Origin of the sequence: Sphingopyxis sp. (genome assembly GCF_965279725.1) — a bacterium.
Classification (GTDB): Bacteria; Pseudomonadota; Alphaproteobacteria; order Sphingomonadales; family Sphingomonadaceae; genus Sphingopyxis.
This window is the reverse complement of sequence record NZ_CBDIIL010000002.1, coordinates 712,175-736,332: the sequence shown is the minus strand read 5'-3', so window position 1 is coordinate 736,332 and position 24,158 is coordinate 712,175. Positions and strand designations below refer to the sequence as shown.

The window sequence follows — 24,158 nt, the reverse complement described above, 5'->3', positions numbered from 1 at the left end:
ATACTATCAGACGTCTGATGATGTCGAGTCAGGATCGATTCGGCGATATGGCGGGAGCGGCCAGATGATTATCGATTGCCACGGGCATGTGAGCGCCCCGGTGGAGCTGTGGGCGTATAAGGCGGGGGTGCTGTCGCACCGCGGCAGCCACGGGCGCGGCAAGGTCAACGTCAGCGACGATCAAATCCGCGCCGCCGCGAACAAGGTCGAGATGGCGCCGTGCGGGCACCTCGACATGCTGCACAAACATGGCACTGATCTGCAGCTTATTTCGCCGCGTCCTTTCCAGATGATGTCGAGCTTTGAGCCGGGCCGCGTGGTTCACTGGTTCGTCGAAGAGTGCAACATCATCATCCATCGCCAGATGGGGCTGTTTCCCGACAAATTTGTCGGGGTGTGCGGGCTGCCGCAGGTCGCGGGCGAGCCGATCGAAAACACGTTCGCCGAACTCGACCGCTGCATTTCGCTCGGCTTCAAGGGCTGTCTGCTCAACCCCGATCCCTATGAAAACACCGGCACCCATCCGCCCGGGCTGAACGAACGCTACTGGTATCCGCTGTACGAGAAATTATGCGAGCTCGACCTGCCCGCGCACATCCATGCGACCGGATCGCGATCCGACCGCGAACCCTATTCGCTGCATTTCATCAACGAGGAAACGACAGCGGTCTTCAACCTCGTCAATTCGGATGTGCTGACCGATTTCCCCGATCTGAAGATCGTGGTCAGCCACGGCGGCGGCGCGATCCCTTATCAGCTCGGCCGGTTCGAGGCGGGCTCGATCAACCCCGGATCGACGCGGCGGTTTTCGGAAGGGATGCGCAAACTCTATTACGACACGGTGCTCTACACCGAAGGCGCGCTGCGCCTGTTGATCGAAACCGTCGGTCCCGAACAATGCCTGTTCGGATCCGAATGTCCGGGGGTCGGGTCGAAAATTGCCGGCAGCGACGGGCGGACGATGGACGACATCGCCCCGACTATCGCCGGCTTCGACTGGCTGAGCGACGCGCAGAAAAAGATGATCTTCGAAGATAATGCCCGCCGGGTGTTCAACCTCGACGTCTGATATTGGAGACTGTTCATGGCTCAGATCGTGCTCGGCATGTGGACCACCCACGGTCCCACGCTCTCGACGACGCCCGAGGAGTGGTTGCTGCGATTGCCGGCCGACCACGCAAACAAGGCGCATTGGTATCAGACCGGGCGTTACGACTTCGACACCCTGGTCGAGATGCGCCGCGATGAGGGACTGGCCGAGAAGAGTTCGCTCGCCGAGCGCACCAAGCGCAATGCCGCCTGCCGCGCCGCGATCGACCGGATGGCCGACGCTTATGCAGCGGCGAAACCCGATGTTGCGGTGATCTTCGGCAACGACCAGCAGGAATTGTTCAACGACGCACTGATGCCCGCTTTCACCGTTTTTAACGGCGATGCGATATGGAATGAGCCGTCGTCGCCCGAACAGGCGGCAAAGCACCCGCCGGGCATCCACGCTGCCGAATGGGGGCACAAGCCGCCCGCTTACACCGAATATCCGGGGCACCCGGAGCTTGCCAACTACCTGATCGGCGATCTGGTCGCGAACGGCTTCGACATCACCCGCGCCAGCCAGCTGCCGCGGCTCGACAATCATTGGCACAGCGGCATCGGTCATGCCTTCGGCTTCGTCTATCGGCAGATCATGCGCGACCAGGTGGTGCCGCACGTGCCCTTCATCACCAACACCTTCTTCCCCCCCAACCAGCCGACCGCGCGTCGCTGTTTCGAGATGGGACGCGCTGTTGGGCGTGCGATCAAGGCGTGGAAACCGGACGCGCGCGTCGCCATTTTCGGGTCGGGCGGCATGTCGCATTTCGTGATCGACGAGACATTCGACCACCAGATTTTCGCGGCGCTTGCGGCGCGCGATGCGGAAGGCTTGTGCGCGATCGGTGAGGACTGGCTGCAATCCGGTTCGAGCGAACTCAAGAACTGGATCGCGGCCGCCGGCGCGCTGTTCGAGACCGAGCTGTCCGGGGATATCGTCGATTATCAGCCGTGCTACCGGTCCGAAGCGGGAACCGGCACCGCCAACGGCTTTGTTTACTGGAACTGACATGAGCGATGATTTTGCCACCCGCCTGGCGCGGCTCGACGCCTGCGCCGTTTCGGATGCGCTCGACCAGCTTGGCTTGCCGCCGTCGGTGACGGGACTGGGATCGCGCGCCGCCAAGAGGCGCGTTTCGGGATCGATCATCACGGTGAAGCTCGCTGCAGGGAAACCGCCTGAGGGAAGCACGCCGCGCCACCTGTGCACCACCGCGATCGATCGCGCCGCGCCCGGGCAAGTGATCGTCGTTGAACAGCGCACCGGTGTCGAATGCGCCGGCTGGGGCGGTATCCTGTCGAACGCGGCGCGTGGGCGGGGCATTTCCGGCGTGATCGTCGAAGGGCTGGCGCGCGACGTCGATGAAGCCGCCGAAATCGGCTTCCCCGTTTACGCGCGCGGGTCGACCGCACGCACCGCGCGCGGGCGCATATATGAGAAGGCGACGGGCGAGCCGATCACCGTCGGCGACACCCTCGTCGCCACCGGCGACTGGGTGGTCGCCGACGGCAGCGGCGCGGCGTTCATCCCCGCCGACCGGATCGCCGCCGTGCTCGCTGCCGCCGAACGCATCGCCTCGCGTGAGGCCGCCATGACCAAGGCGGTTCTTGCCGGCCATCCCGTCTCGACCGTGATGGGCGGGGATTACGAACATCTATTGGAGACGCCGAAATGAGGATGGGCGAATGACCGACGCGAATGTGAAACGCGCGAGCAAGCTCGAAACCGCGACGCTCAGCGACGCGCTCGACAAGCTCGGCATCGCCGGCCAGTGCCTCGGCATCAAGCCGCTCGATCACAAGTTCCGACTGGCGGGCCGCGCCTTCACGCTGGCCTACGCGCCGGTCGGCCATCCGCTCGGTACGGTCGGCGACTTTATCGATGACGTGCCAGAGGGGTATGTCGTGGTGATCGACAATGGCGGTCGGCCCGACGCCACGGTGTGGGGAGACATATTGACCTTCACCGCCAACAAGCGCGGCCTTGGCGGCACCGTGATCGACGGCGCGTGCCGCGACACCCATCTCGCGCTCGACCTCGGCTATCCGATGTACAGCCGCAGCTATTCGATGCGCACCGGCAAGGATCGGGTACAGCTCGACGCGACCCAGGTGATCGTCACGATCGGCGACGTGCGGGTGTCGCCCGGCGATATTGTGCGCGGGGATTCGGACGGCGTCGTGGTTATTCCCGCCGACCGTGAGGGCGAAGTACTCGACGCGGCGGAGACGATCGACGCCGCCGAAATGCGCATCCGCGATGCGATCGCCGGTGGATCAAGATTGGACGAGGCGCGCCAGCAGCAGGAGTATCATCTGCTCCAACGCCGCGACGCCCAATGACCTACACCGCCGAACAACTGACCGAGGCTGGCCTTCTCGGCGCCGCAACCTTGCACGAGGCGGCAGGGCGGATCGGCGCGCTCCCGTCTGCGATCAAGCCGGTAGCGCCCGATATGCGGGTCGTCGGCCCCGCCTTTACCGTTCACGTCCCGGCGGGTGACAATTTGTGGATTCATCGCGCCCTTTATCAGGCCGCACCCGGCGACGTTCTGGTCGTCTCGACCAGCGGCGGATTGGAATGGGGCTATTGGGGCGATATCCTCAACGAAGCAGCGTTGGCGCAGCGGCTGGGCGGCCTAGTCATCGACGGCGGCGTTCGCGACGTCGCCGGACTGGCGATCGGAAATTTCCCGGTCTTTTCCAACGGAATCTGTCTGCGCGGAACGATCAAGGGCCATGGCGCGACGGCCTGGCTTCGTCGCCCGATCCGTATCGGCGATATTGTGGTCAAACAAGGCGACATGATCGTTGGCGATCGCGACGGAGTCATTGCACTGCCGCCAGTTGATTTCGCCGTCGCTTTGGTCGCTGGGGCGGATCGCCTGCGCGACGAGGAGACCAAACTCGATCGGATTCGAGGCGGTGAACGAACCGTCGACCTTTACGGCTTGGGAGCCGGCTAGCATCTGCGTCGCTGATTTCACGCGAAGGAAAGGACGGCTGGATCGCCAGCCCATGTTGCTTGCCTCGGTTACGCAGTGCGTATATTCACGCCGCTAAGAATATCCTCGGGCATTTGCCTGGGTTTTTAGGAAGCATGAACCCCACGCCATGACCAAACCTGCGATCGTCGCAAAGACAGTATCCACGAAAAGGGGACAGGGACGCCCCGTCCCCGGCGAGAACGACGTCGGACGCGAACGGCTGCTGACCGCGACGGAAAAATTGCTGCGCATATTGCCGCCGGCCCGCGTGACGATTGCGCGCATCGCGCAGGAAGCAAATGCCGACCCGGCGCTGATCCGCTATTATTTCGGTAACCGCACCGCGCTGCTTGTCGCGGTCGTTGATCGGGTCACCGCGCACGCGTCGCGCGGCGAGCCGTCAAAGGCCGAACCGACGGCCGCTTTGGCCGACCATATTGCGCGGACGGTTCAGCTCGTGCGCCGGGCGCCGTTCATGCACCGCCTTGTCATCGACGAACTCGCCGATGCGGGAACCGTCGAATCGCGCGCCCGGGTCGGCGCGATGAACCGCGATCTCGTGGAGTTTTACCGCGATATCTTGGGCGCGGACGGGGGGAAGGAACTTGCGCCGACCGATCCGCTGTTTTTGCATCTCGCTGTGCTGGGCGCGAGCGACTTTTTTTCGTCGGCCTCGCCGCTGGTGCGCGAGCTGGTCCCCGAAGGAACCGACATGGAAGAATTGACGGCCGCCTTTCAGACCTTTCTCGTCAAGCTGGTGCTCGATGGCTTGCGCAAGCGTGGAGCCTAGCGGGACGCCGAGGTCAAATCGTCTTTCATGAAGCTGACGGCCAGCACCCGAGGCCGTTCCACCGCCAGTGTCGCCCCCTGTGGCTCCGCTTCGCTCCACCTACGCCAACACTGGCGATGAGGGCGTCAATCCACCAACAAATAATCCGGACCACGCGGTGGGCGCTGGTCAATCCCCCGCCAGCTTCTGAGCGCGGATGTCCTTCTTCAGCACCTTGCCGACCTTTGAGCGCGGCAGATCGTCCCAGATTTCGAGTTCCTTGGGCGCCTTGACGCTGCCGATCGCGGCTTTGACCGAGGCGATGATCTCTTGCGGATCGGCGCTTTGCCCGATGCGCAATTGGACCACCGCGCAAACGCGTTCACCCCATTTATCGTCAGGCAGGCCGAACACCGCGCCGTCCTGAACCGCCGGATGTGCGAGCAAGGCCTGCTCAACCTCGGCCGAATAGACGTTGAAGCCGCCGGTGATGATCATGTCCTTGGCGCGGTCGACGATGAACAGGAAATTGTCGGGGTCGAGATAGCCGATGTCGCCGGTGCGGTGCCAGCCGTCCACCGTCGCTTCGGCGGTGGCATCGGGGTTCTTGTAATAGCCGTCCATTACCAGCGAGCCTTTGACGACGATCTCGCCGCGTTCACCCTGCGCGACGATATTATTTTCGCTGTCGAGGATCGCAACCTGGACCAGCGGTCCGGGCTTGCCCGCCGAGGACAAGCGGTGGCGCGCGATCGATCCATCTGCGTGGAAGTGATCGCTGGGCGCCATCATCGAGATCATCATCGGCGCTTCGGTCTGCCCGAACAGCTGCGCCATCACCGGGCCGATCTTGCCGATCGCTTCTTCCAGCCGCGCCGCCGAAATCGGTGCCGCGCCGTACCAGAAGCATTGGAGCGCGGAGAGATCGGTTCCGGGCAAAGCCGGATGGTCGATCAGCATATAGATCAGCGTCGGCGGCAAGAAGGTGTGCGTTGCCCGGTGCTCCGACGCGAGCGACAGAAACGCTCCGATATCGGGATAGGGCATGATCACGATCTCGCCGCCATGCGCCATGATCGGGAAGGCCAGCACCCCTGCTGCGTGGGTCAGTGGCGCCATCGCGAGGTACACGGGCCGTCCCTCGAACGGATAGCCCATCAGAGTCAGGGCGGTCATTGCCTCCAGATTACGGTTCGTCAGCATCACCCCTTTCGGATGACCCGTCGTTCCGCCGGTGCCGGGGAGCATCGCAAGGTCGCTGACAGGCGCCGCCGTGAATGGCGTGTCGGGGACGCCGGCCAGCCACTGATCGAGCGAGGGTGCGAAAGACTGCTCCGCGTCGAGGCAGACGAGCAGCTCGAGCTTGGGCAGATCCTTGCGCAGCGTATCGACCAGGTCGGCGAATTTCGAATGGAAGAACAAAGCGGCGCAGTCGAAATTGTCGAGGACGAAGGCGTTTTCGGCGGCTTCGTTGCGCGGGTTGATCGGGCACCACACCGCGGCGGCGCGCGAGATGGCAAAGACGCAGGCAAAGGCGACCGGATCGTTGCCCGACAGGATCGCGACATGCTTGCCCGGGGTGATCCCCGCGCCGTTCAGTCCGCGCGCAACGCGGTGGGTCAGCGCCTGCACCTCGGCGTAGGACAAGCTGTTGCCGTCCATCGTCAGGCAGTCGACGTCGGCTCCTAGCGACGCCCCCTTGTCGAGCCAGTCAACCAGCCGCATCGCCGCCCTCCCTTCAATCGTCGACCGTGACGATCGGTTTCAGGACCAGGCCGAAAGCGCGCAGCGTGCCGAGGATTTCATGATGCCCGAACGCCTGGCAAGCCGACGCGAAGCCCACGCGGCGCGGCGGCTGCTGGAGGAGATTCATCGCCGCCCACGCCTGCATCAACCCGGTCTGCTTATAATTGCAATTGCCGTGGATCAGCACATGTGCGCGGCCGAGCGGGCCCGAGGCGTAAACCGAGTCGATGCTGGTGTTGAGCCGCGGATTTTCGCGCGGCGGCATGTCACCCTGGACCGATTCCGCCATTTTCGCGAGCGCCGCTTCCTGTTCCTTGAACGGCAGCGGTTTGATGTCGGTATCGATCATCTTGGTCATCGCGACGACATTGTCCATGACCTCGCGCGCGAACACCCCGCCATAGACCTTGACTGTCGAAACCCGCGGATCCTGTTTGAACCAGATCGGGTGCGACGTGCCGCCCCACGGCAAAGTGAGCGCGGTCGCGTGCTGGCCCGGAACCTGGCACTCGGTCGCGGTCAGCGTCGGCCACTGAACATATTGATTATTTTCAAGATAATACCAGTCAGCCTTCAGGATCGTGAAGATCGTCTGGACCGAGGCATAGGTCGGGAAACCTTTCCACAGCACCAGCATGTCGAGCGTGTCGAGGCCGGGCATCGTTTCCAGCGCGATATTCGCCGCGATCTCGCCCGTTGTGTACATCTGCGCGACGCACGGGGAAAGCAGCAGGCCCTTCTTGGCGAAGGCCTCGCCCCATTTTTCCTGCGCGAGCAGCATCCAGTCCTGCTCGCCGGTGGTGTCGAGGTAATGGCAGTCGGCCGCCAGGCACGCCTCGACCGTCTCGGGGCCGTATTTGATGAACGGGCCGACCATGTTGCACACGACCTTGGCGCCCTTGAACAGCTTGGTCAGCGCCTTGACGCTGTGCTCGACCTCGACGACTTCATAATCGGCGGTCTCGATGCCCGGGACCTTGTCCATCACTTCCTGTACGCGTTTTTTGTCGCGCCCCGCGGCGATGAACGGAACACCCAGCTCGCGCAGATATTCGCAGACAAGGCGGCCGGTGTAGCCCGATGCGCCATAGACGATGACTGGTTTCTTCTCGCTCATATCCTGTTCCCGCTCCGCTTGTTAAGATGATGAAATTCAGCTGCCCATGCCGCCATCGACCGACACGGCGGTGCCGGTGACGAACCGGGCCGCGTCGCTGCATAGAAAGACGATGACGTCGGCCATGTCGGCAATTTCGCCCAATCGCCCCAATGGCGTTTGCGCAATCACGCCGCCGACGGCTTCTTCGGCGCTCGCAAACAGCCCGATCTCGGCCATGTCGCCCGCCAGCTTGGCGCCCATCGCGGTCGGGACGAGCCCCGGACAGACGCAATTGACGCGCACGCCATAGCCAAGCTTGCCCGCTTCGGCGGCAGCGATGCGGGTCAAGCGATCGACCGCGGATTTGGTCGCCGAATAGCCGCCAATCCCGGGAAAGGCGATCGTCGCTGCAACCGATGCGATGTTGACGATCGCGCCGCCCTGGCCGGCGGCACCGCCCGGTTTCATCGCGCGAAACCCATGTTTGATGCCGAGCGCGGTGCCGACGATGTTGACGTCGCACATGCGTTTCAGGTCGTCGGCCGACTGGTCGATCAGCAGCGACGAGATTTCGATCCCGGCGTTGTTGATGACGATGTCGAGCCCGCCGATGCTGCTGATGGCCTGATCGATCGCGGCGCTCCATCCGGTGTCGGAACGGACGTCGAGTGGTACGAAGATCGCGGTCGCGCCCGATGCCTGGAGCGTTTCGGCGCAGGCGCGGCCGCCGGCCTCGTCGATATCGGCGATGACCACCGCTGCCCCGGCGTCGGCGAGCGCGCGGGCGGTACCCGCGCCGATGCCTGCGGCGGCGCCGGTAATCAGCGCCTTGCGGCCCGAAAGGTCGAACTTGTTCATGGTCGCTTCTCCGTCACGTCGCCATCAAATCGCGATATAGCCGCCGTCGACCACCAACTCGCTGCCGACCATATAGGCGGCGTCGTCGCTCGCCAGGAACAGCAGCGGGCGGGCGATTTCATAGGGGGTGGCCATGCGGCCGAGCGGGATCGCCGCGACGGTGGTCGCCGCAAAATCCGCCGCCGCATCGCCCAGCCCTTCGACGGCGTCGGCGACCAGCTTCGTTTCGCAATAACCGGGATGGAGCGAATTAATCCGCACCGGCCACCCCTGGCGCGCGCAATTGACTGCGGCGGCCTTGGTGAACATCGCGACGCCGGCCTTGGTCGCATTATAGGCCGGGAACAACGGTTCGGCGATATTGGCGGCGATCGAAGCGACATTGACGATCACCCCGCCTTTCTCCTTCATCGCAGTGATCGCGGTTCGGGTACCCAGAAAGACGCTTTCCAGGTTGATTGCCATCAACCGGCGCCAGTCATCGACGCTGGTTTCTTCTACGGTCTTCAGGAACGCCGCGCCGGCATTGTTGACCAATATGTCGAGATTCCCGCGCGCAGCGACGATCGCACCGATCACCTCGGTCCATTCGGTTTCGTCGGTCACGTCCTGGCGGCGCGCCTCGACGTCGAGCCCGGTCTGACGCAGCCGCTCTGCCGCATCGACCGCTTCGCCTTCATCGATGTCGGTGATCGTCACCGCTGCGCCTTCGCTCGCAAACTGCTCGGCCGCCGCGAGGCCGATGCCACGCGCTGCCCCAGTAATCAGGACGGTTTTGCCTTCGAAACGCTTCATGTCGTCATCCTTTCTGCCGAAGGGGGACGCGGGGATCGGCAGGCGAAAAAAATACCGCCAATCCCCGCGACCGAAGCGATCAGAACTTCGCCGTCACTTCGACGCCATAGGTGCGCGGCGTGCCGCGGTTCAGATAATCGAGGCCGAAGATATCGATGTTGAGGCCGTAGCTATAATAGAATTTGTTGGTCAGATTCTTGACCCACAGGCTCACGGCATAATTGCCATGCTCGAACGTCAGACGGCTGTTGACCAGCCAGTATCCCGGGTTGCCGCACGTGATCGCGGGACCGGCGGGGCGAACATTGCCCGGCGCACCGGCACGGTCGCAGGGGTTCTGGTCATAATCGCCGAACGGGTCGAAATAATATTTTCCGGTATAGGCCGCGTCCCCGCGCAGCGTCAGCTTGTTATTGCCATCGTCGATCACATCCCAGTCGAACCCGGCCGAGAAAGTACTCCGCGGCGCGTTGGGGAACGGGTTGCCGTTGACGTTGCGTGTCGGGCTCGACGGATCGGCAGGATCCAGCACATTGCCCTTATATTTGCTGCGCAGCAGGCTCATCGACGCATCCAAGCGAAGATTACCGGCCGCCTGCACCGTCAGTTCGGCCTCACCGCCAAATAGCCTGCCATTCGCGCTGCGGGTAAAGGTGGTGGCGCCGATGACCTGCGTCACCTGGTGGTTCTTATAATCATAATAGAAACCCGCGAGGTTCAGTTGAACGCGCCGATCGAGGAAGCGCATCTTGAGCCCGCCCTCATAGGCGTTGATCTGTTCGGGCTGGATGTAATAGACCTGATTGGTCCCCTGATAAGCAAGCCCGTTGAAACTGCCACTGCGGTAACCGCGGCTGTAGTTCAGATAGCCCATCATATCGTCGGCGAATTCATAGCTCACATTGACGCGGCCAGTCAGGCGATTGGCCTTTTCGTTTTGCGCGAGCGCCGGGGCGCTTGGATCATAGGGGAAGGTATAGGGGATGGTGCTGGCACGGATCGTTCCGCCCAGATCGTAAAGCACCGTTCGCCCATTCAGATATTTGACCTTGTCCATTGTGTAGCGCAGGCCAACGCTGACCGTCAGTGCATCGGTCAGATCATAGCTGCCGTCGAAATAGATCGCCGCCGACGGACGTTTGATTGTATAATTTTGTTCGCCGCTGATCGGGCCGAAGGGTGGCGCCCCGGCGGCGCGGCACGCCGCCGAAATCGCGCCGCCAAAACCACCGCCACCCGAATTATTGACCTGGATATCGGTCAGCAGCGCGATCAGCGACCTCGCGTCCAGAAAGCCGTTAGGATTGCCCGTCGGCACGGCAGAACAATTGGCGGGATTGGTCGGATCGAGAGCGGGATTTACCGCGAAAGCGGGAACGAAGGCGGCGGCCTGCGGCGCCGAAACCGGCGCGTTGAAGAAGGAATTGGGTACACCCGCGCCCTGCAGGATTGGTTTCAGCACGCCGAAGAAATCGATCTCGTTGCGCGTGTCAATCTTGTCGACGCCATAATAGAGACCGGCGACGAGGTTGAGCCGGTCGCCCTTGTAGTTGAAGCGTAAATCTTGATTGAAGTTCGTGCTCTCTGAATTGTAGCGCAGCGCGCAGACGGTGTTCGGCGAACCATCGCAGTCGAAGGGCGAGTTGCGATATTTGCCCCTGTCATAGCCGGTGATCGAGGTAACCGAGACGGTGTCGCTAAGCTCGACCGCGATGTTGAGCGCCACGCCTCTGGACGAAGTGAAATAGCGTCCGCCCGTGTCGGCGGCGACCTCGTTCTTACCGAGCGGCGCGCCGCCGTTCTGCGCCGGATCGAAACGCGAATAGCCGAGCACGTCGCGACCACCGTCGAGCTGGCCCAACGCATAGGGGTTCGGCGCGAGCGGATTGTCGCGCGCGAAATAGCCTTTCAGATTGATGTCGATCGTGTCGGAGGGTTTCCAGCGCAATGAGACGCGACCAGCAACCGTGTTGGTGGTGCCGACATCGCGGTCCTGAACGGGATTATACTGCCAGCCGTCGCCCTTGGCGAAGGTTCCCGCGACGCGGATGCCCAGCTTATCGGGAATCAGTGTTGCCTCGAGCGCGCCTTCAATCGTCTTGGTGTCGTAATTGGCATAGCCGACGGTCAACGTGCCAGTGCTGGCGCCGAGTTCGGGCTTGTTGCTGAAAAAGCTGATCGCGCCGCCGGTGGTGTTACGGCCATAAAGCGTGCCTTGCGGCCCGCGTAGCACTTCGACCCGTTCCAGATCGTAAAGCTGTTGCCCGTGGCTGGCGCGGAAGCTTTGATAGACTTCGTCGACATAAACGCCAACCGGCGACGCCGTGGAGGCGGAGAATTCATTGGCGACCGACACCCCGCGCAACGAGAAATTGGGTTGGGTGCGACCATAGGGCGTGGTGATCTGAAGACTGGGTACAAAGCCCTGCAAATCCGATGTTTCGCTGATCCCGCGCGATTCCAGTTCCTCGCCCGCGAGTGCCGAGATTGCAACGGGTACATCCTGAAGGTTCTGCGCACGTTTCTGTGCTGTAACGACGATCTCCGCGATCCCGCCGCTTTCGGCCTCGGGTGCCGACGCTGCGCCCGTTTCCTGCGCATAGGCGGCGCCATGCCAGCCGATCAGCATCGTGGTGGACAGGCAGGTCGCCAGATAAGCTTTCTTCGTCACATCTTCTCTCCCACGGATTGCGGCCCGGTTCTGTGCGGGGCCGTCGATGGAGCAGAGGCTATGGCGGGAGCGGCGGCCGCGACAGGCCGGACGGCGGGGGGAGCGATGGGGGGGATGGCTGCGTGACGCTTGCCGAGCGGGCTCGCGCGGCGTAGCCAGAGGGGATAAAGGAAGGGCACAGACATGACCGTCCAACCGGGATCGAGGATCGAAACAAAGGCGCTGCTCCGGGCGGTGCCGCCACCTGTTCGCCCGCGCTTTATCCCGCGCCACTATGCGCCGCCGCGCTTCCCGCCTGATCTTGTCGGCCTGGAACGGCGGCAACGCTGGCTCGGCGCGCTCGCGCGGCATGAGCTGTGCATCGTCCGGGCGCCCGCGGGTTATGGCAAGACCGCCTTTTGCGCCGCCCTGAGCGCGCAGGCGCGCGAGGAAGGCTGGTCGGCAGGCTGGATATCCTTCGATCGCGCCGACAAGGACGCCGCCGCTGTCGACCAGCTGTTCGAAGCGGTACGGCTGGCACGAGGCGCCATTATGGCCGATAATATGCCGGCGTGTGATACAGCATCGCCGGCAAGGCTGGCCGACGCGCTCGCCGAGCAAATCGACGCCGCGAGCCAGCCGTTGCTGCTGGTCCTCGACGATATCGACCGGATCGTCGACGCGCGCGCCATCGACGTGCTGAATCAGCTTCTCTGCCATCCACCGGCGCAATTGCGGCTCGTGCTCGCGAGCCGCGCCCTGCCTCCGGTCGAGATCGGAAGGCCGGAACGGCGGGGCATGATGCTTCGCATTGGCGCCGCCGAACTCGCATTGACCGATGAGGAACTGGGCACTTTCCTGGCTGGTGCCGGCGTGAAACTCGACCCGAAGCACCGCGCAGCGCTTAATGATTTTCTGCGGGGCTGGCCCGCGGGGGCGCGGCTCGCGGCGCAGCAGCCCGACGGGCTCGCCGCTGACGATGGCTGGCGCGACTTGACCAGCCGGATCGATGCGCAATTCGGCGCGCTGATCGACGATGTTTCCGACACGGCGCAAACCTTCCTCCACCGTATCGCCGTCGCGCCGAAACTCGACGTCGGCCTTGGCCGATTGCTGAGCGGGAAAGCCGATACCGACAAGCTGCTCGCCAACCTCGCCGCGCAAGGCTTGTTCATCGAAGCGTCGATGGACGGCGGCGGCTGGTACAATTTCCATCCCGCCTTTCGCGCGGCGCTATTGCGGCGCACCGACCAAGGTGAGCAGGCCCAGTTGCACCGCGCCGCCGCGCGCTATTATGCGGCGCGGGGATTGATGGCCGAAGCGGTCGATCAGGCGCTGGCCGGCGGCGATATCGATCATGCCGGCGCGTTGATCGCCGAGATCGCGATGCCGATGCTTGAACGCGGAATGAGCGGGCGCGTGGCCGGCTGGCTCGGGCAATTGCCACGCGCGCTGATCGCCGAAACCCCGGCGCTCGTCCACTCGGACGCATGGCTGGCCGTGCTGACCGGGCGCGTTGACGCGGGCAACGCGCTGGCCGCGCTCACAGTGCGTGGCACCGAAGCTGAAGCCGAAGCGGTCAAACTATTCTATCGCGCTTATGTTGGCGACCGGCTCGACGAGGTGGCCGAGGCCTGCGACCGGATTTTGGCTGCGCCAGACGGGCTTTCGGATTTTGCCGTCGCGATGGTCCGCGCGATGCGCGCGCACGGCGCGTTGCGACGCGGCCTGTTCGGGCTTGTCCATGATTCGGTCCGTCCGCTGATGTCGCGTCGTTTTCACGGCTCGCTCGACCTGCCGCTAGCGCTTGGCGTCTGCGCTCGGGCCGCCGTGTCACGGGCCCAGGGTCGGCTTGGCGAAGCGGAGCGGGTGCTGCGCGACACGCGGCGGGCGGGAGCCGAGCCGAGCCTCGCGGCGGCGCTCATCGACGCGGCGCTCGCGCGTTACTGCTACGAACGCGACGATCCGGTCGAAGCGGCGGCCTTGGCGGCCGCGGCGCTGCCGCTCCTCGAACAGGGGGTGTTTCAGGATGCGTTGATCCACGCTTTCTTTGTTGCGATCCGCGTCGCGGCAAATGCGGGAGTGGTCGACGAAGCTGCGGCGCTGATTGACCGCGCCGAATTCATCGCCTTCGACCGCGGCTGGATGCCGCTCAAGGCGCTGTGCGTTGTCGAACGCGCGCGCCTGCGTCTGCCGCAAACGATCGATCCCGAAGCGGTGGTCGCGCTGGTCGACGAGGAAGCGGCGGTCATCGATCCGCTCTCGGTGCCGGGGCGCGCCTTTGCGCTGCTCGCCGAGATGCGCGCTTATGAGGCGATCGCCAATGGGGATCGGCCGCGGTTGACGCTGGTCGCCGAGCGGTTGCTGCAACTCGCGTCGAATGCCGACGACAGCGAGTTGCGCACCGCAGCGACGCTGTTCAACATCTTGCCGCAACTCAGTGGTCGGTGCGACAAAATGGTCGACCTGGAAACGGTGCGGTTCCTCAATCATGCCGCCAGCGTTGGGTTCCGGCGTACTATCGTCGACGTGCTCGACGTTACGGGGGTTCGCGGCGTGCAGAATTTCTGCAGCGAAGCTTATGCGTCCGATTGTTTCCTTGCGCTGCTGAAACTCGCCGAAGCGTCGCGGCGCAACCCCGCGCTGGAGGGCACACACGCGTCCGCGCCAGGCGAAGCGTTTTCTTTTCTAACCGAGCGCGAGATCGAAATATTGAGCGCGCTGAACGCGGGCGAATCGAACAAGGAAATTGCCCGCACCCTGCAACTGGCGCCCGAAACGGTGAAATGGCATCTCAAGAATGTGATGCGAAAGCTGCGCGCCAACACCCGCGAAGAGGCGGTGCAAAATGCCTCGACTTTGGGTTTGAAGCTGATCGAGATTACGCCGCGCCACTGACCTCCTGCATCGCCGCATTTATTCCCAAGGCTGAGCTGTATCATCGAACATGGGAGGATATGCGCAACCGAAACGCTTTGGCAACTTAGTCAGGTTTCTCACCAGGTCCCGCGGGTTGCCCTTTGGCGTGGTCGCTATGTGGTTGCTTCCTACCTTCGTGCCCTACGCCGCTGGCAAGCTGAGTTATTGAGCTTAAATGCGAGCCCTGCTGGGTTCGACCCAGCGACCTAATGACAGAAACACAATATATATTAATTTCAATAACTTAAATTCATTCGCGGCGTATGATAAACAACAACAGATCACAATAAACGCATGCTGTTTCCAACAGGCTATGGCAGCGATCGGCCAAAAGTGGCGCGGCAAATTGTCACGTGAGATGCCGACGGTCGTCGACGGTCGCTGCCTTCCGACGGCCTAGAATTTCACGCTCAACCCGGCGGTGATCCGGCGATCCGTGAGGCCTTGAAAGCACAGGAGCGCCTTGTTGTTCACGCAATATTGGTTCTGATCGCCGCGAAGCAGGTTGATTCCTTCGACCCCGACGTTGATGTGATCGTTGATGTCGTAGTTGATGCTGGCGTTCAGCTGCCCCCTGGCGCCGTTGATCAGCGGCAATCCGAAGAAGAACGGATCGTTCGACACATAGCTTGAACGCCACGTATAGCGCAGCCGCGCATTAAGACCGTATTTGTCGTAGAACAACGTTGTATTATAAGCATATTTCGACAGGTTTGTCAGCGAAATAAGGTCTTGGGAATTGGGATTTCCCAGCTGCGTAAAGACGGTGCGAGGGCCGTCGGCGACCCGATATTCGCGCGCCGTTCCGCCCGTCTTCTGATAGGTGAAATTGCCGATGAAACCGAAACCGGAGGCAAAGCCGAGCACATCCTCCCATGCCGAAAGATCGTGCTGAAAGGCGACTTCGACGCCGGTTTGCGTCGTGGTTCCGGGAACGTTGAAGGTCGAACTGCGCGGGACGCAGATGCCGACGCCCTGGACCGGGTTGTTGATGTTCCGGTTGGCGATCGGATTGTAGATACCGCCGCCCGGACACGACGGATCGATCGAGACGTTGAGATTGCCATTGGCGTCGAGGTTCGGCGCCGGATCTTCCTGCCGCTGTGCGAACAGGTTCGTGCGGCTTTTGTGGAAGAAACCGACGCTGATCAAGCTGGACGGGGCGAAATAATATTCGCCCGACAGATCGAACGACCATACCGCCTCCGGCACCAGATCCGGATTGCCCACCGCGACCGGTGTGTTCGCGCCGGTGCCGAAGGAAAAGGACGTCGATAACGTGTCGAAGTTGGGGCGGCGAATGTCCCGCGCGATGCCGGCGCGGACCAGCAACTTGTCGGCCGGTTCGAGGACGAGACTGAAGCGGGGCAGCAGGAAATTATACGAACTGCTGGCGACGGTTTGCCCCGTCACTGTGCCATTCGCGATGTTGTTTCCCGTTGAGGAGAGTTTGGTGTGCAGCCAGCGGAAGCCAGCGTTGCCGCGTACTGGCATCCCGGCGATTTCGCCTTCCATATTCGCCTGGAAATAGGCGGCGTTCGTGGTTTCCTTGATGCTGAAGAACCCCGCAAAGGATTCGGTCGGCGTGGCGAGCGATGCGACGGCGGGACCTTGGGTTCGCGCCGCGTTGCTCGCCGCAATGGCGGCATTCAGCGATTCCAGGACCTTGGCCGGATCGCGGAACGCGAGCCCGCCGTCGATGAGGAGGAAGTCGGAGAAGGATAGTTTTCGTCCATCGGCCGCGGAAAAATTACGGGGTCCGGGGATCAGAATGTCGGAAAACAGGTCACCTGACGGCCGGTTCCAGGCGCTCGTCGTGTTGGTCAGGCTGACATTGTTCGAAAATTCGCTGTTGACCGCGGACGTCCGGTTCCAGCGGTAGCCGAAGTCGAGCGATGTCACGAACGGGTTGAGATCGGTCGTGTCGTAGGAGAAATCGAGGCGCGCAGCCTTTTCCTCATTGTCGGTCGAATTGGCGCCCTGGGTGACCTGTTGCAGCTGATAATTGGCGGGGTCGAGCAACTGCGCCGTCGTCGGCGCAAAGGGACTGGCCTGATCGATGCCGAATTGCAGCGTGCCGCCGCGCAGGTCGAATTCGATCGGTACGCCATTGTCGATGCTGCGCCCGATCACCGGTTGGGGGCCGTTAGGGTTGATGAAATCGAGCGTCGTCGAGAAGTTCGGGAAATCGGATTTGGAGGTCGACAGCGACACTTCCGCACGCACGTTCAAATTGTCGGTCGCTTGCCATTCGGTGCCAAGGTCAAAGACGCGGCTCTTGGTTACGCGCGCGCCGGTATCGCTCGACATGCGCAGGTTGGGATCGATCACGCTTCCGGTTGTGCCGCCGATCCCGATGGTGCCGGCGACTGCCGCTTGGACCGTGCCTAGATCGACGGGGCCGTTTGGTCCGTTGATCGTTCCGAAATCGACGTCCTCGAATGCCGTGTTGTTCATTGCATCCACGACCGAGGGCGTTGCGGTACCCGATACCTGCACGCGATGGCTTTGCTGGCCGCGGTTCTGGTTATTGAGCGTCGCGTCGAAATAGAATTTCAGATCGTCGTTCGGCTTCCATTCCAGCGCGGCGGTGCCGTTGTAGGTTTCATATTCATAATTCTCGAGCCCCTGCTGCAGGAACTGGATACGCAGAAACGGAAAAGCCTCGGCGCTCAGGCTCGAGCCCGGCAGGACGAGCGCGTCGCGGTCGACGCGCGGCTTGAACGCGGCGACATCCTGGCGGGCGTAGCTGCCGCTGACGACGATGCCGATTTCGCCGATGCCGGTGTCCCACCGGTTGCCGAGCGTGGCGGACAGTCGCGGCAAGGTCGATTTGGAAAGGTCGCTATTCTCCATCTGCGCGCGCGCGGCAATCAGCGGATCGCGCAGGTCGAGCGGACGGATCGTCCGGAGATTGATTGTGCCGCCCACCGACCCTTCGATCGTCTGCGCGGTCGGAACCTTGGTGACTTCGACCGAGGCGATCAGCGCGGCGGGCAGATCTTCGAAACTGATGCCCGAACGACCGGCCCCCGATCCGATGGTTGAAACGCCGTTGATTTCGGTACGATTGGCATCGGTGCCACGGATTTGCACCGCGTTGCCGACCCCGGCTTGGCGCGTGATCTGAACCCCGGTGACATTTTCCAGCACTTCGGCAAGGTTCTGATCGGGCAGTTTTCCGATGTCTTCGGCCTGGATGACCTCGACGATATTGTCGGAGGTGCGCTTTTCGCCCAGCGCGTTGGCAAGGGAACTGCGGATGCCGGTAACGACGATTGCATCATCCCCCGCCTGTTCGGTGTCAGCGCTTTCCTGCGGCGCGGCATCCTGCGCAAACGCGGGGATCGCTGGCGCCGCCATGGCGGTGGTGCCGAGCAATGCCGCTGCGAAGTTGAATTTGCCGCGCGCCACGCGACCAAGGCTGCCCCGAATCATCCCACTCTCCCTGTTCGACTTTATTTGCAGGAAGGCTCGCTTTGTCCGACCAATATGTCAACCCATGATCTATACCTTTAACGGGTTGATATTGTCCTACCTGTTATATAGACCAGTCAGCAAGAATCATAAAAAGGGTGAGGCGCTGTGCAGGTAAGAGCCGCTTTGACATTGATATTGTTGGCCTCGGCCGCAAATCCCGCGCTGGCGCGCGACATGCTCGTGACCGATCAGGCGCAGTATAAGGCGGCGGTGAAAAAGGCGCAGCCGGGGGACTCGATCATCCTCGCCGACGGCGAATGGCGCGATTTCCAGATTGTCTTTACTGGCAACGGCAGCGCCGCCAAGCCGATCATGCTGACCGCGCAGACCAAGGGCAGGGTGGTGATCACCGGCCAGTCGAACTTGCGCATGGGTGGCCGGCATCTGTTCGTGTCAGGCCTGGTCTTCAAGAATGGCGCGAGCCCGACCAGTGAAGTGATCAGTTTTCGCCGCGATTCAAAAAGCCTTGCGACCGACTCGCGGATCACCGAGGTCGTCATCGACGGCTATAGCAAGGCCGACCGCCGCGCCGACGATATCTGGGTCGCGCTCTATGGCACCGGCAACCGCGTCGATCATTCGCATTTCGAAGGCAAGACCAACAGCGGCGTGACGCTCGCGGTGATCCGCCGTGCTGGCGACCCGCTCGATAATCGCCACCGCATCGATCACAATTATTTCGGTCCGCGTCCGCCGCTAGGCTCAAACGGCGGCGAGACGATCCGGATCGGGACCAGCGAGGAGTCGCTGTCGAACTCCAGTACGACCGTCGAACGCAACATTTTTGATCGCACCAGCGGCGAGGTCGAGATCGTCTCGGTCAAATCGGGCGGCAATATCATTCGCGAAAATCTGGTGCTCGAAGCGCAGGGTGCGTTCGTGCTGCGCCACGGCAACGGCAATCTGGTCGAACGCAACATCTTCCTGGGCAAGGGGGTGCCCGACACCGGCGGCGTGCGCGTCATCAACCGCGACCAGATCGTCCGCGGCAATTATTTCGAAGGGCTCGCGGGTACCTCTTTCAAAAGCGCGATCAGCGTGATGAACGGCGTGCCGAACTCGGTGATCAACCGCTATCATCAGGTGGCGAAAGCGCGGATCGAGGGCAACAGCATCATCGACAGCGCGCGCATCACTTTGGCGGCGGGTGCCGACGCAGAACGGTCGGCAGCGCCGGTCGACAGCAAATTCGAACGCAATTTGATTGTCGGTGCCAAGGGGCAGGACCCATTCCGCGCCGAAGGCGAGATCGGTGGCATCGCGCTGGCGGGCAATGTTGAGGCGAAGGTTGCGAAGCCGCTGCTGACCGCCGGTGTCGATCAGCGTGATGTGGCCCTCGAACGCGCCGCCAACGGCCTGCTATACCCTGTCAACCCCGCGCTCGCGGCGGTCGGTGCGCCGCGCGACCTGAAGCCGGTGACACGCAACGACGTCGGTACAAGCTGGTATCGCAGCGATGCCCCCGAAGCGGCCTTCGGCAGCGGCCGCAAGCAGTCGCTTGCTGCCGGCGCGTCAGTCGCACAGGCGCTCGCCGGTGCGCAGGCGGGCGATACGCTGACGCTCGCGACCGGCACCTATGACATCGCTGCGCCGCTGTCAGTGCGGCATCGGTTGACCATCGCCGGCGCGGAGGGTGCAAAGCCCGTGCTGCGCGTCGCGTCGCGTCTGGCGCAGATCGACGGCGGCGGCGGGTTGCGGCTCGAAAATCTGGCGATCGATGCGCGTGGTGCGGTCGGCGACGGCGCGCTCGTGACCGCCGCGACCGGCGTTGCCCCCAATTATTCGATCACGCTCGACGGCGTGTCGGTGCGCGGCCCTGGAAAGGGCCGGCTCGACGGTATCGCCATGGCGACAGGCACCTTCGCCGACGATGTCATAATCACGAACAGCGACTTCGCCGAGATGGGCGTCGTCGTCGCGGGTACAGGCGAGCAGGAGCCTAAGGGCTGGTATCCGATGGAACGGCTGACGATCACCGGCAGCCGTTTCGCGCGCGTTGCGATGGTCGCCGACCTGCTGCGCAAGGGGACCGACGAAAGCACCTTCGGTCCCTGGTTCGCGATGACCGGATCGAACGTTGCGGACAGCGGGCTCGACGGCGCGTCGTTGCGGCTGTCGGGCTCCCAACATGCGGATATTACGCAGAACAGCTTTGCCAAATCGGACGGCGTGCTCGTCATCCACTCGGTCGGCGCGCCCGAAACGCGGATCGCATCGAACAGTTTTGCCGCGACGCCAGCGCCGCGGGTCGAGGAACTGGTGTGGAAAGGTCCGCCGCGCGGGCAGGTCGCGGCCAATGTTGTGGAGGCACGCCCGTGACCCGGACCATCGCGCTTTTGCTTGCCGCCGCGGCGCTGTCGGCCACCCCCGGATGGGCGCAGACGCCGCCCGCGACTTCGGCGCAGGCATATGCACCGCTGTTTGCTGCCGAGATCGCGCGTGCCAAGGCGGGCTTCGAGGCGTCGATCAAGGCGGGCATTAACGTGCCGGTGCCCAAAGACCCCGGCGGCGGCTTCACCCACGAACAGCATAAGCGCAATTATCGCACCATCTTCGAGGGCGGTCAGCTTTTCCGCCTGACCGGCGAGGCGCGCTATCGCGACCATGTCCGCGACCTGCTGCTGGCCTATGCCGATCTTTATCCGACGCTTGGGCCGCATCCGGCGGCATCGAACCAGGTTCCGGGGCGCCTGTTCTGGCAGAGCCTCAACGACAGCGTCTTTCTGGTGAATGCGGTGCAGGGCTATGCCGAGATTCGCGATGCCCTGTCCGCCGCCGATCGCACGCGCATCGACGACGATGTGATCCGTCCGATGGCGCGCTTCCTGTCCGACGGATCGCCCGAGGTCATCAACCGCATCCACAATCACGCGACCTGGGCTGCCGCTGGCGTCGGCCTGTCAGGATATCTGCTCGGCGACCGCGACCTGGTCGACAAGGCGCTGCTCGGACTCGACAAGAGCGGCAAGGCGGGCTTCCTGCGCCAGCTCGATTTGCTCTTTTCGCCCGACGGCTATTATGCCGAAGGCCCCTATTATCAACGCTATGCGTTGCAGCCCTTCGTCGTCTTTGCAGCGGCTATCGCGGCGAATGATCCCGACCGCAGGATCTTCGAATACCGCGATGGCATTGTGCTGAAGGCGATCCGCACCGCGATCGACGTGACCCACGACGGCTATTTTCTGCCGATCAACGATGCGATGCCCGACAAAAGCCTGCGCACCGAGGAACTCTATCACGCCGTGGCGATTGCCTATGGCGCAACGAAGGATCCGACCTTCCTGTCGATCGCCGACTGGCAGGGGCGTACCGTGCTGACCCCCGCGGGCCAAGCGATGGCCGCCGATCTCGCTGCGGGCAAGGCAAAGTCTTGGCCGTTCGGCTCGTGGGTGCTCTCCGATGGCCCTGACGGGAAAGGCGGCGCGCTCGTGCTGCTGCGTACCAAGGCCGATCCGCGCGGCCCGCTGCTCGTCGCCAAAAACACTGTGCAGGGCATGGGGCACGGCCATTTCGACCGGCTCGGCTGGCTTTATTATGACGAGACCGGCGCCGTCGTGACCGACTATGGCGCCGCGCGCTTCCTGAATGTCGAGGCGAAACAGGGCGGGCGCTATCTGCCCGAAAACGACAGCTGGGCGAGCGCGACGATCGCGCACAACACGCTGGTCGTCGATGAGCAAAGCCATTTCGCCGGCGACTGGAAGACGGGCGAGAAATCGCCAACGCGCCAGCTCGCCGCCGGACTTGAAGGACCGACGCGTTATGCGATCGGCGAAATCGACAGCGCGTACGACGATGTCGCCTTCCGCCGCGCGCTGTTGCTGGTCGAGGTCGATGGCCTCGCCAATCCGCTTACGCTCGATATTCTCCGAGCCACTGGCAGCGGCAAGCATCGTTATGACCTGCCGCTGCATTTTTCGGGGCAAATCATCGACAGCGACATCGTATTCGACCGCAAGCTCGCCGAGCGGCCCGTGCTGGGCAAAGCCAATGGCTATCAGCATCTGTGGGTCGATGGCGAAGGCACGAAGGCCGGCAAGGCGCGGCTGACGTGGATGCAGGGCAGCAGATTCTACAGCTATCATATGCTGCCGCCCGCTGGCGCACGTTTCATCGTCGCCGAAAGCGGCGCTAATGATCCCGAATTCAACCTGCGGCGCGAGCCCGCGCTGATCCAGCGGGTTGATGGCGCGGCGGACGCGACCTTTGTCAGCCTACTCGAACCCCACGGCGCCTATGATGCGTCGGCCGAGACCGTCGTTGCCAGCAGCGCGCGCGTCGCGGCGCTCGAACATCGTCAAGACAAGGGCGTCGATATCGTCCTGATCACCCTCGTCGACGGCCGCCGCATTGCTTTGGCGATCGCCGAGGATGTCGCGGCGCTCGCGAAGCATAGCGTCGCCGTCGACGGCCGTACCCTCGCTTGGACCGGCCCCGTCGGCCGCCTCGACCTCGCCAAAACCGGAGCGAAGAAATGAGCAATATCAAAGGCCGTTTCCGCTGGTGCGTCATTGCCCTGATCGCGCTCGCCACCGTCATCAACTATATCGACCGCAACGCCCTCGCGGTGATGTGGCCCGAGGTGTCGAAAGACATCGGCGCCACAAAAGAAGATTATGCGCTGTTGGTGACGATCTTCATGATCTTCTACGCGTTTGGCCAGTCGCTGTTCGGGCGTATCTTCGATGCGATCGGGACGCGGATGGGCTTTGCCATCTCGATCATCTTCTGGTCGCTGTCGATCGCAGCCCACGCGCTCGTTCGCTCGTTGCCGTTGCTCGGTGCCTTGCGCGCCACGCTCGGCGTCAGCGAAGCGGGCAACTGGCCGGGCGCGGCCAAGGCCAATGCGCTGTGGTTCCCGTCGCGCGAGCGTGCGCTGGCGCAGGGCATCTTCAACGCGGGTGCGTCGCTCGGCGGCATCGTTTCGGCGCCGCTGGTCGCGTTGCTCTTCGTCTATTTCGGCTGGCGCGGGACCTTCCTCGTCATTGGTGTTTTGGGCTTTTTGTGGCTCATTCCCTGGCTCTGGTTCTACAAGGCGGATCCCGAAAAGCATCCCAGCCTCAGCGAGGAAGAACGCGAGTATATCCTTACCGGTCGCACCGAGGCGGGCCGCGATGAGGGGCGCCGCATCCCGCTCGGAGAGCTGCTGCGCTATCGCCAGAGCTGGGGCGTCATCCTGTCGCGCTTTTTCCTCGATCCTGTCTGGTGGCTGTTCGTGTCGTGGCTGCCAATCTATCTGGCCGAAACCTTTGGCTTCGACGTCAAGCAGATCGGCATGTTCGCGTGGGTACCCTTCGTCGGGGCGATGTTCGGCAGCCTGTTCGGCGGCTGGCTTTCGGGGCGGATCATCACCCGGGGCGGCGGCGTCCACAAGGCGCGCACGCTGACCATCGCCATCGGCTGCGCGATCATGCTGCCGGCGTTGCTGTTTACGATTGGCGCGGACGATCCGCTGACCGCGGTGCTGCTCATCGCGTGCATCCTGTTCGGGTTCCAGATGGCGATCGGCAATATCCAGACGTTGCCCAGCGACTATTTCGGCGGCGGCGCGGTGGGCAGTCTGGCCGGGATCAGCGGCACTGCTGCGGTCGCCGGCACGCTGATCACCACCTGGCTCGTCCCGGTGCTGACCAAGACGAGCTACGCGCCGATCTTCGCGCTGAGCGCGGCGATCGTGCCGATCTCCTTCCTCTGTTTCTGGCTGATCGGCGGACGCGTCGAACCGGTCGTCACCACACCCACCAACACCCAAGAATAAGGAAATGC

The 24,158-nt window shown here is 63.0% G+C and carries 16 protein-coding genes; 10 read left to right on the top strand and 6 right to left on the bottom strand.

Annotated elements, in window-relative coordinates:
• Window positions 1-64: 64 nt before the first annotated feature.
• The 6 genes from ACQY6T_RS08010 (at window position 65) to ACQY6T_RS07985 (ending at window position 4,866) form a co-directional block, all read left to right on the top strand.
• Window positions 65-1,069, top strand: coding sequence for an amidohydrolase family protein (locus tag ACQY6T_RS08010; RefSeq protein WP_428630142.1), 1,005 nt, complete (start codon window positions 65-67; stop codon window positions 1,067-1,069).
• 15 nt (window positions 1,070-1,084) lie between these two features.
• A complete protein-coding gene (locus ACQY6T_RS08005) occupies window positions 1,085-2,098 on the top strand; it encodes a protocatechuate 3,4-dioxygenase (RefSeq protein WP_428630140.1) in 1,014 nt (337 codons plus the stop codon).
• 1 nt (window position 2,099) lies between these two features.
• Complete coding sequence (locus tag ACQY6T_RS08000; RefSeq protein WP_428630138.1) at window positions 2,100-2,765, top strand: RraA family protein; 666 nt, start codon at window positions 2,100-2,102, stop codon at window positions 2,763-2,765.
• Window positions 2,766-2,775: 10 nt separating this feature from the next.
• Complete coding sequence (locus ACQY6T_RS07995; RefSeq protein ID WP_428630137.1) at window positions 2,776-3,432, top strand: RraA family protein; 657 nt, start codon at window positions 2,776-2,778, stop codon at window positions 3,430-3,432.
• Window positions 3,429-4,055, top strand: coding sequence for an RraA family protein (locus ACQY6T_RS07990; protein ID WP_428630136.1), 627 nt, complete (start codon window positions 3,429-3,431; stop codon window positions 4,053-4,055). The genes ACQY6T_RS07995 and ACQY6T_RS07990 overlap by 4 nt, the downstream gene beginning before the upstream one ends.
• Window positions 4,056-4,203: 148 nt before the next feature.
• Entirely contained in the window at window positions 4,204-4,866 is a 663-nt protein-coding gene (locus tag ACQY6T_RS07985) for a TetR/AcrR family transcriptional regulator (protein ID WP_428630134.1), read from the top strand.
• A gap of 168 nt (window positions 4,867-5,034) precedes the next feature.
• Here the strand turns inward: ACQY6T_RS07985 and ACQY6T_RS07980 are convergent, their stop codons facing one another.
• The 5 genes from ACQY6T_RS07980 to ACQY6T_RS07960 all read right to left on the bottom strand — a co-directional run bounded on the left by ACQY6T_RS07980 (window position 5,035) and on the right by ACQY6T_RS07960 (window position 12,014).
• Window positions 5,035-6,570, bottom strand: a complete 1,536-nt coding sequence (locus tag ACQY6T_RS07980; RefSeq protein WP_428630132.1) for an AMP-binding protein — start codon at window positions 6,568-6,570, stop codon at window positions 5,035-5,037.
• 13 nt (window positions 6,571-6,583) lie between these two features.
• Window positions 6,584-7,708 (bottom strand): DUF5938 domain-containing protein, encoded by a 1,125-nt coding sequence (locus ACQY6T_RS07975; RefSeq protein ID WP_428630130.1) that lies wholly within the window; start codon window positions 7,706-7,708, stop codon window positions 6,584-6,586.
• A gap of 36 nt (window positions 7,709-7,744) precedes the next feature.
• The gene (locus ACQY6T_RS07970) at window positions 7,745-8,548 is read right to left on the bottom strand and encodes an SDR family NAD(P)-dependent oxidoreductase (protein WP_428630128.1); all 804 of its coding nucleotides are present in this window, start codon (window positions 8,546-8,548) and stop codon (window positions 7,745-7,747) included.
• Between the two features lie 24 nt (window positions 8,549-8,572).
• Complete coding sequence (locus ACQY6T_RS07965) at window positions 8,573-9,343, bottom strand: glucose 1-dehydrogenase (protein ID WP_428630126.1); 771 nt, start codon at window positions 9,341-9,343, stop codon at window positions 8,573-8,575.
• A gap of 79 nt (window positions 9,344-9,422) precedes the next feature.
• Window positions 9,423-12,014, bottom strand: coding sequence for a TonB-dependent receptor (locus tag ACQY6T_RS07960; RefSeq protein ID WP_428630124.1), 2,592 nt, complete (start codon window positions 12,012-12,014; stop codon window positions 9,423-9,425).
• A gap of 183 nt (window positions 12,015-12,197) precedes the next feature.
• Between ACQY6T_RS07960 and ACQY6T_RS07955 the strand changes: the two genes are divergently transcribed.
• Window positions 12,198-14,891 carry a LuxR C-terminal-related transcriptional regulator gene (locus ACQY6T_RS07955; protein WP_428630122.1) on the top strand — a complete coding sequence of 898 codons (2,694 nt, stop codon included), beginning with the start codon at window positions 12,198-12,200 and terminating at the stop codon, window positions 14,889-14,891.
• 417 nt (window positions 14,892-15,308) lie between these two features.
• On the opposite strand, the gene ACQY6T_RS07950 is transcribed toward ACQY6T_RS07955, so the two are convergent.
• On the bottom strand, window positions 15,309-18,350 hold the full coding sequence (locus tag ACQY6T_RS07950; RefSeq protein WP_428630120.1) for a TonB-dependent receptor: 3,042 nt from the start codon (window positions 18,348-18,350) through the stop codon (window positions 15,309-15,311).
• A gap of 216 nt (window positions 18,351-18,566) precedes the next feature.
• Between ACQY6T_RS07950 and ACQY6T_RS07945 the strand changes: the two genes are divergently transcribed.
• The 3 genes from ACQY6T_RS07945 to ACQY6T_RS07935 are packed head-to-tail and all read left to right on the top strand — an operon-like array spanning window position 18,567 to window position 24,150.
• Window positions 18,567-20,711 carry a polysaccharide lyase 6 family protein gene (locus ACQY6T_RS07945; RefSeq protein ID WP_428630119.1) on the top strand — a complete coding sequence of 715 codons (2,145 nt, stop codon included), beginning with the start codon at window positions 18,567-18,569 and terminating at the stop codon, window positions 20,709-20,711.
• Entirely contained in the window at window positions 20,708-22,870 is a 2,163-nt protein-coding gene (locus tag ACQY6T_RS07940) for a heparinase II/III domain-containing protein (RefSeq protein WP_428630117.1), read from the top strand. Before ACQY6T_RS07945 ends, ACQY6T_RS07940 begins: the two co-directional genes overlap by 4 nt.
• A complete protein-coding gene (locus ACQY6T_RS07935) occupies window positions 22,867-24,150 on the top strand; it encodes an MFS transporter (protein ID WP_428630115.1) in 1,284 nt (427 codons plus the stop codon). Before ACQY6T_RS07940 ends, ACQY6T_RS07935 begins: the two co-directional genes overlap by 4 nt.
• Window positions 24,151-24,158 lie beyond the last annotated feature (8 nt).

Coding starts and splice junctions, on each gene's coding strand:
- ACQY6T_RS08010 (WP_428630142.1), top strand. CDS start 65: ATGATTATCGATTGCCACGGGCATGTGAGCGCCCCGGTGGAGCTGTGG.
- ACQY6T_RS08005 (WP_428630140.1), top strand. CDS start 1,085: ATGGCTCAGATCGTGCTCGGCATGTGGACCACCCACGGTCCCACGCTC.
- ACQY6T_RS08000 (WP_428630138.1), top strand. CDS start 2,100: ATGAGCGATGATTTTGCCACCCGCCTGGCGCGGCTCGACGCCTGCGCC.
- ACQY6T_RS07995 (WP_428630137.1), top strand. CDS start 2,776: ATGACCGACGCGAATGTGAAACGCGCGAGCAAGCTCGAAACCGCGACG.
- ACQY6T_RS07990 (WP_428630136.1), top strand. CDS start 3,429: ATGACCTACACCGCCGAACAACTGACCGAGGCTGGCCTTCTCGGCGCC.
- ACQY6T_RS07985 (WP_428630134.1), top strand. CDS start 4,204: ATGACCAAACCTGCGATCGTCGCAAAGACAGTATCCACGAAAAGGGGA.
- ACQY6T_RS07980 (WP_428630132.1), bottom strand. CDS start 6,570: ATGCGGCTGGTTGACTGGCTCGACAAGGGGGCGTCGCTAGGAGCCGAC.
- ACQY6T_RS07975 (WP_428630130.1), bottom strand. CDS start 7,708: ATGAGCGAGAAGAAACCAGTCATCGTCTATGGCGCATCGGGCTACACC.
- ACQY6T_RS07970 (WP_428630128.1), bottom strand. CDS start 8,548: ATGAACAAGTTCGACCTTTCGGGCCGCAAGGCGCTGATTACCGGCGCC.
- ACQY6T_RS07965 (WP_428630126.1), bottom strand. CDS start 9,343: ATGAAGCGTTTCGAAGGCAAAACCGTCCTGATTACTGGGGCAGCGCGT.
- ACQY6T_RS07955 (WP_428630122.1), top strand. CDS start 12,198: ATGACCGTCCAACCGGGATCGAGGATCGAAACAAAGGCGCTGCTCCGG.
- ACQY6T_RS07950 (WP_428630120.1), bottom strand. CDS start 18,350: ATGATTCGGGGCAGCCTTGGTCGCGTGGCGCGCGGCAAATTCAACTTC.
- ACQY6T_RS07945 (WP_428630119.1), top strand. CDS start 18,567: ATGCTCGTGACCGATCAGGCGCAGTATAAGGCGGCGGTGAAAAAGGCG.
- ACQY6T_RS07935 (WP_428630115.1), top strand. CDS start 22,867: ATGAGCAATATCAAAGGCCGTTTCCGCTGGTGCGTCATTGCCCTGATC.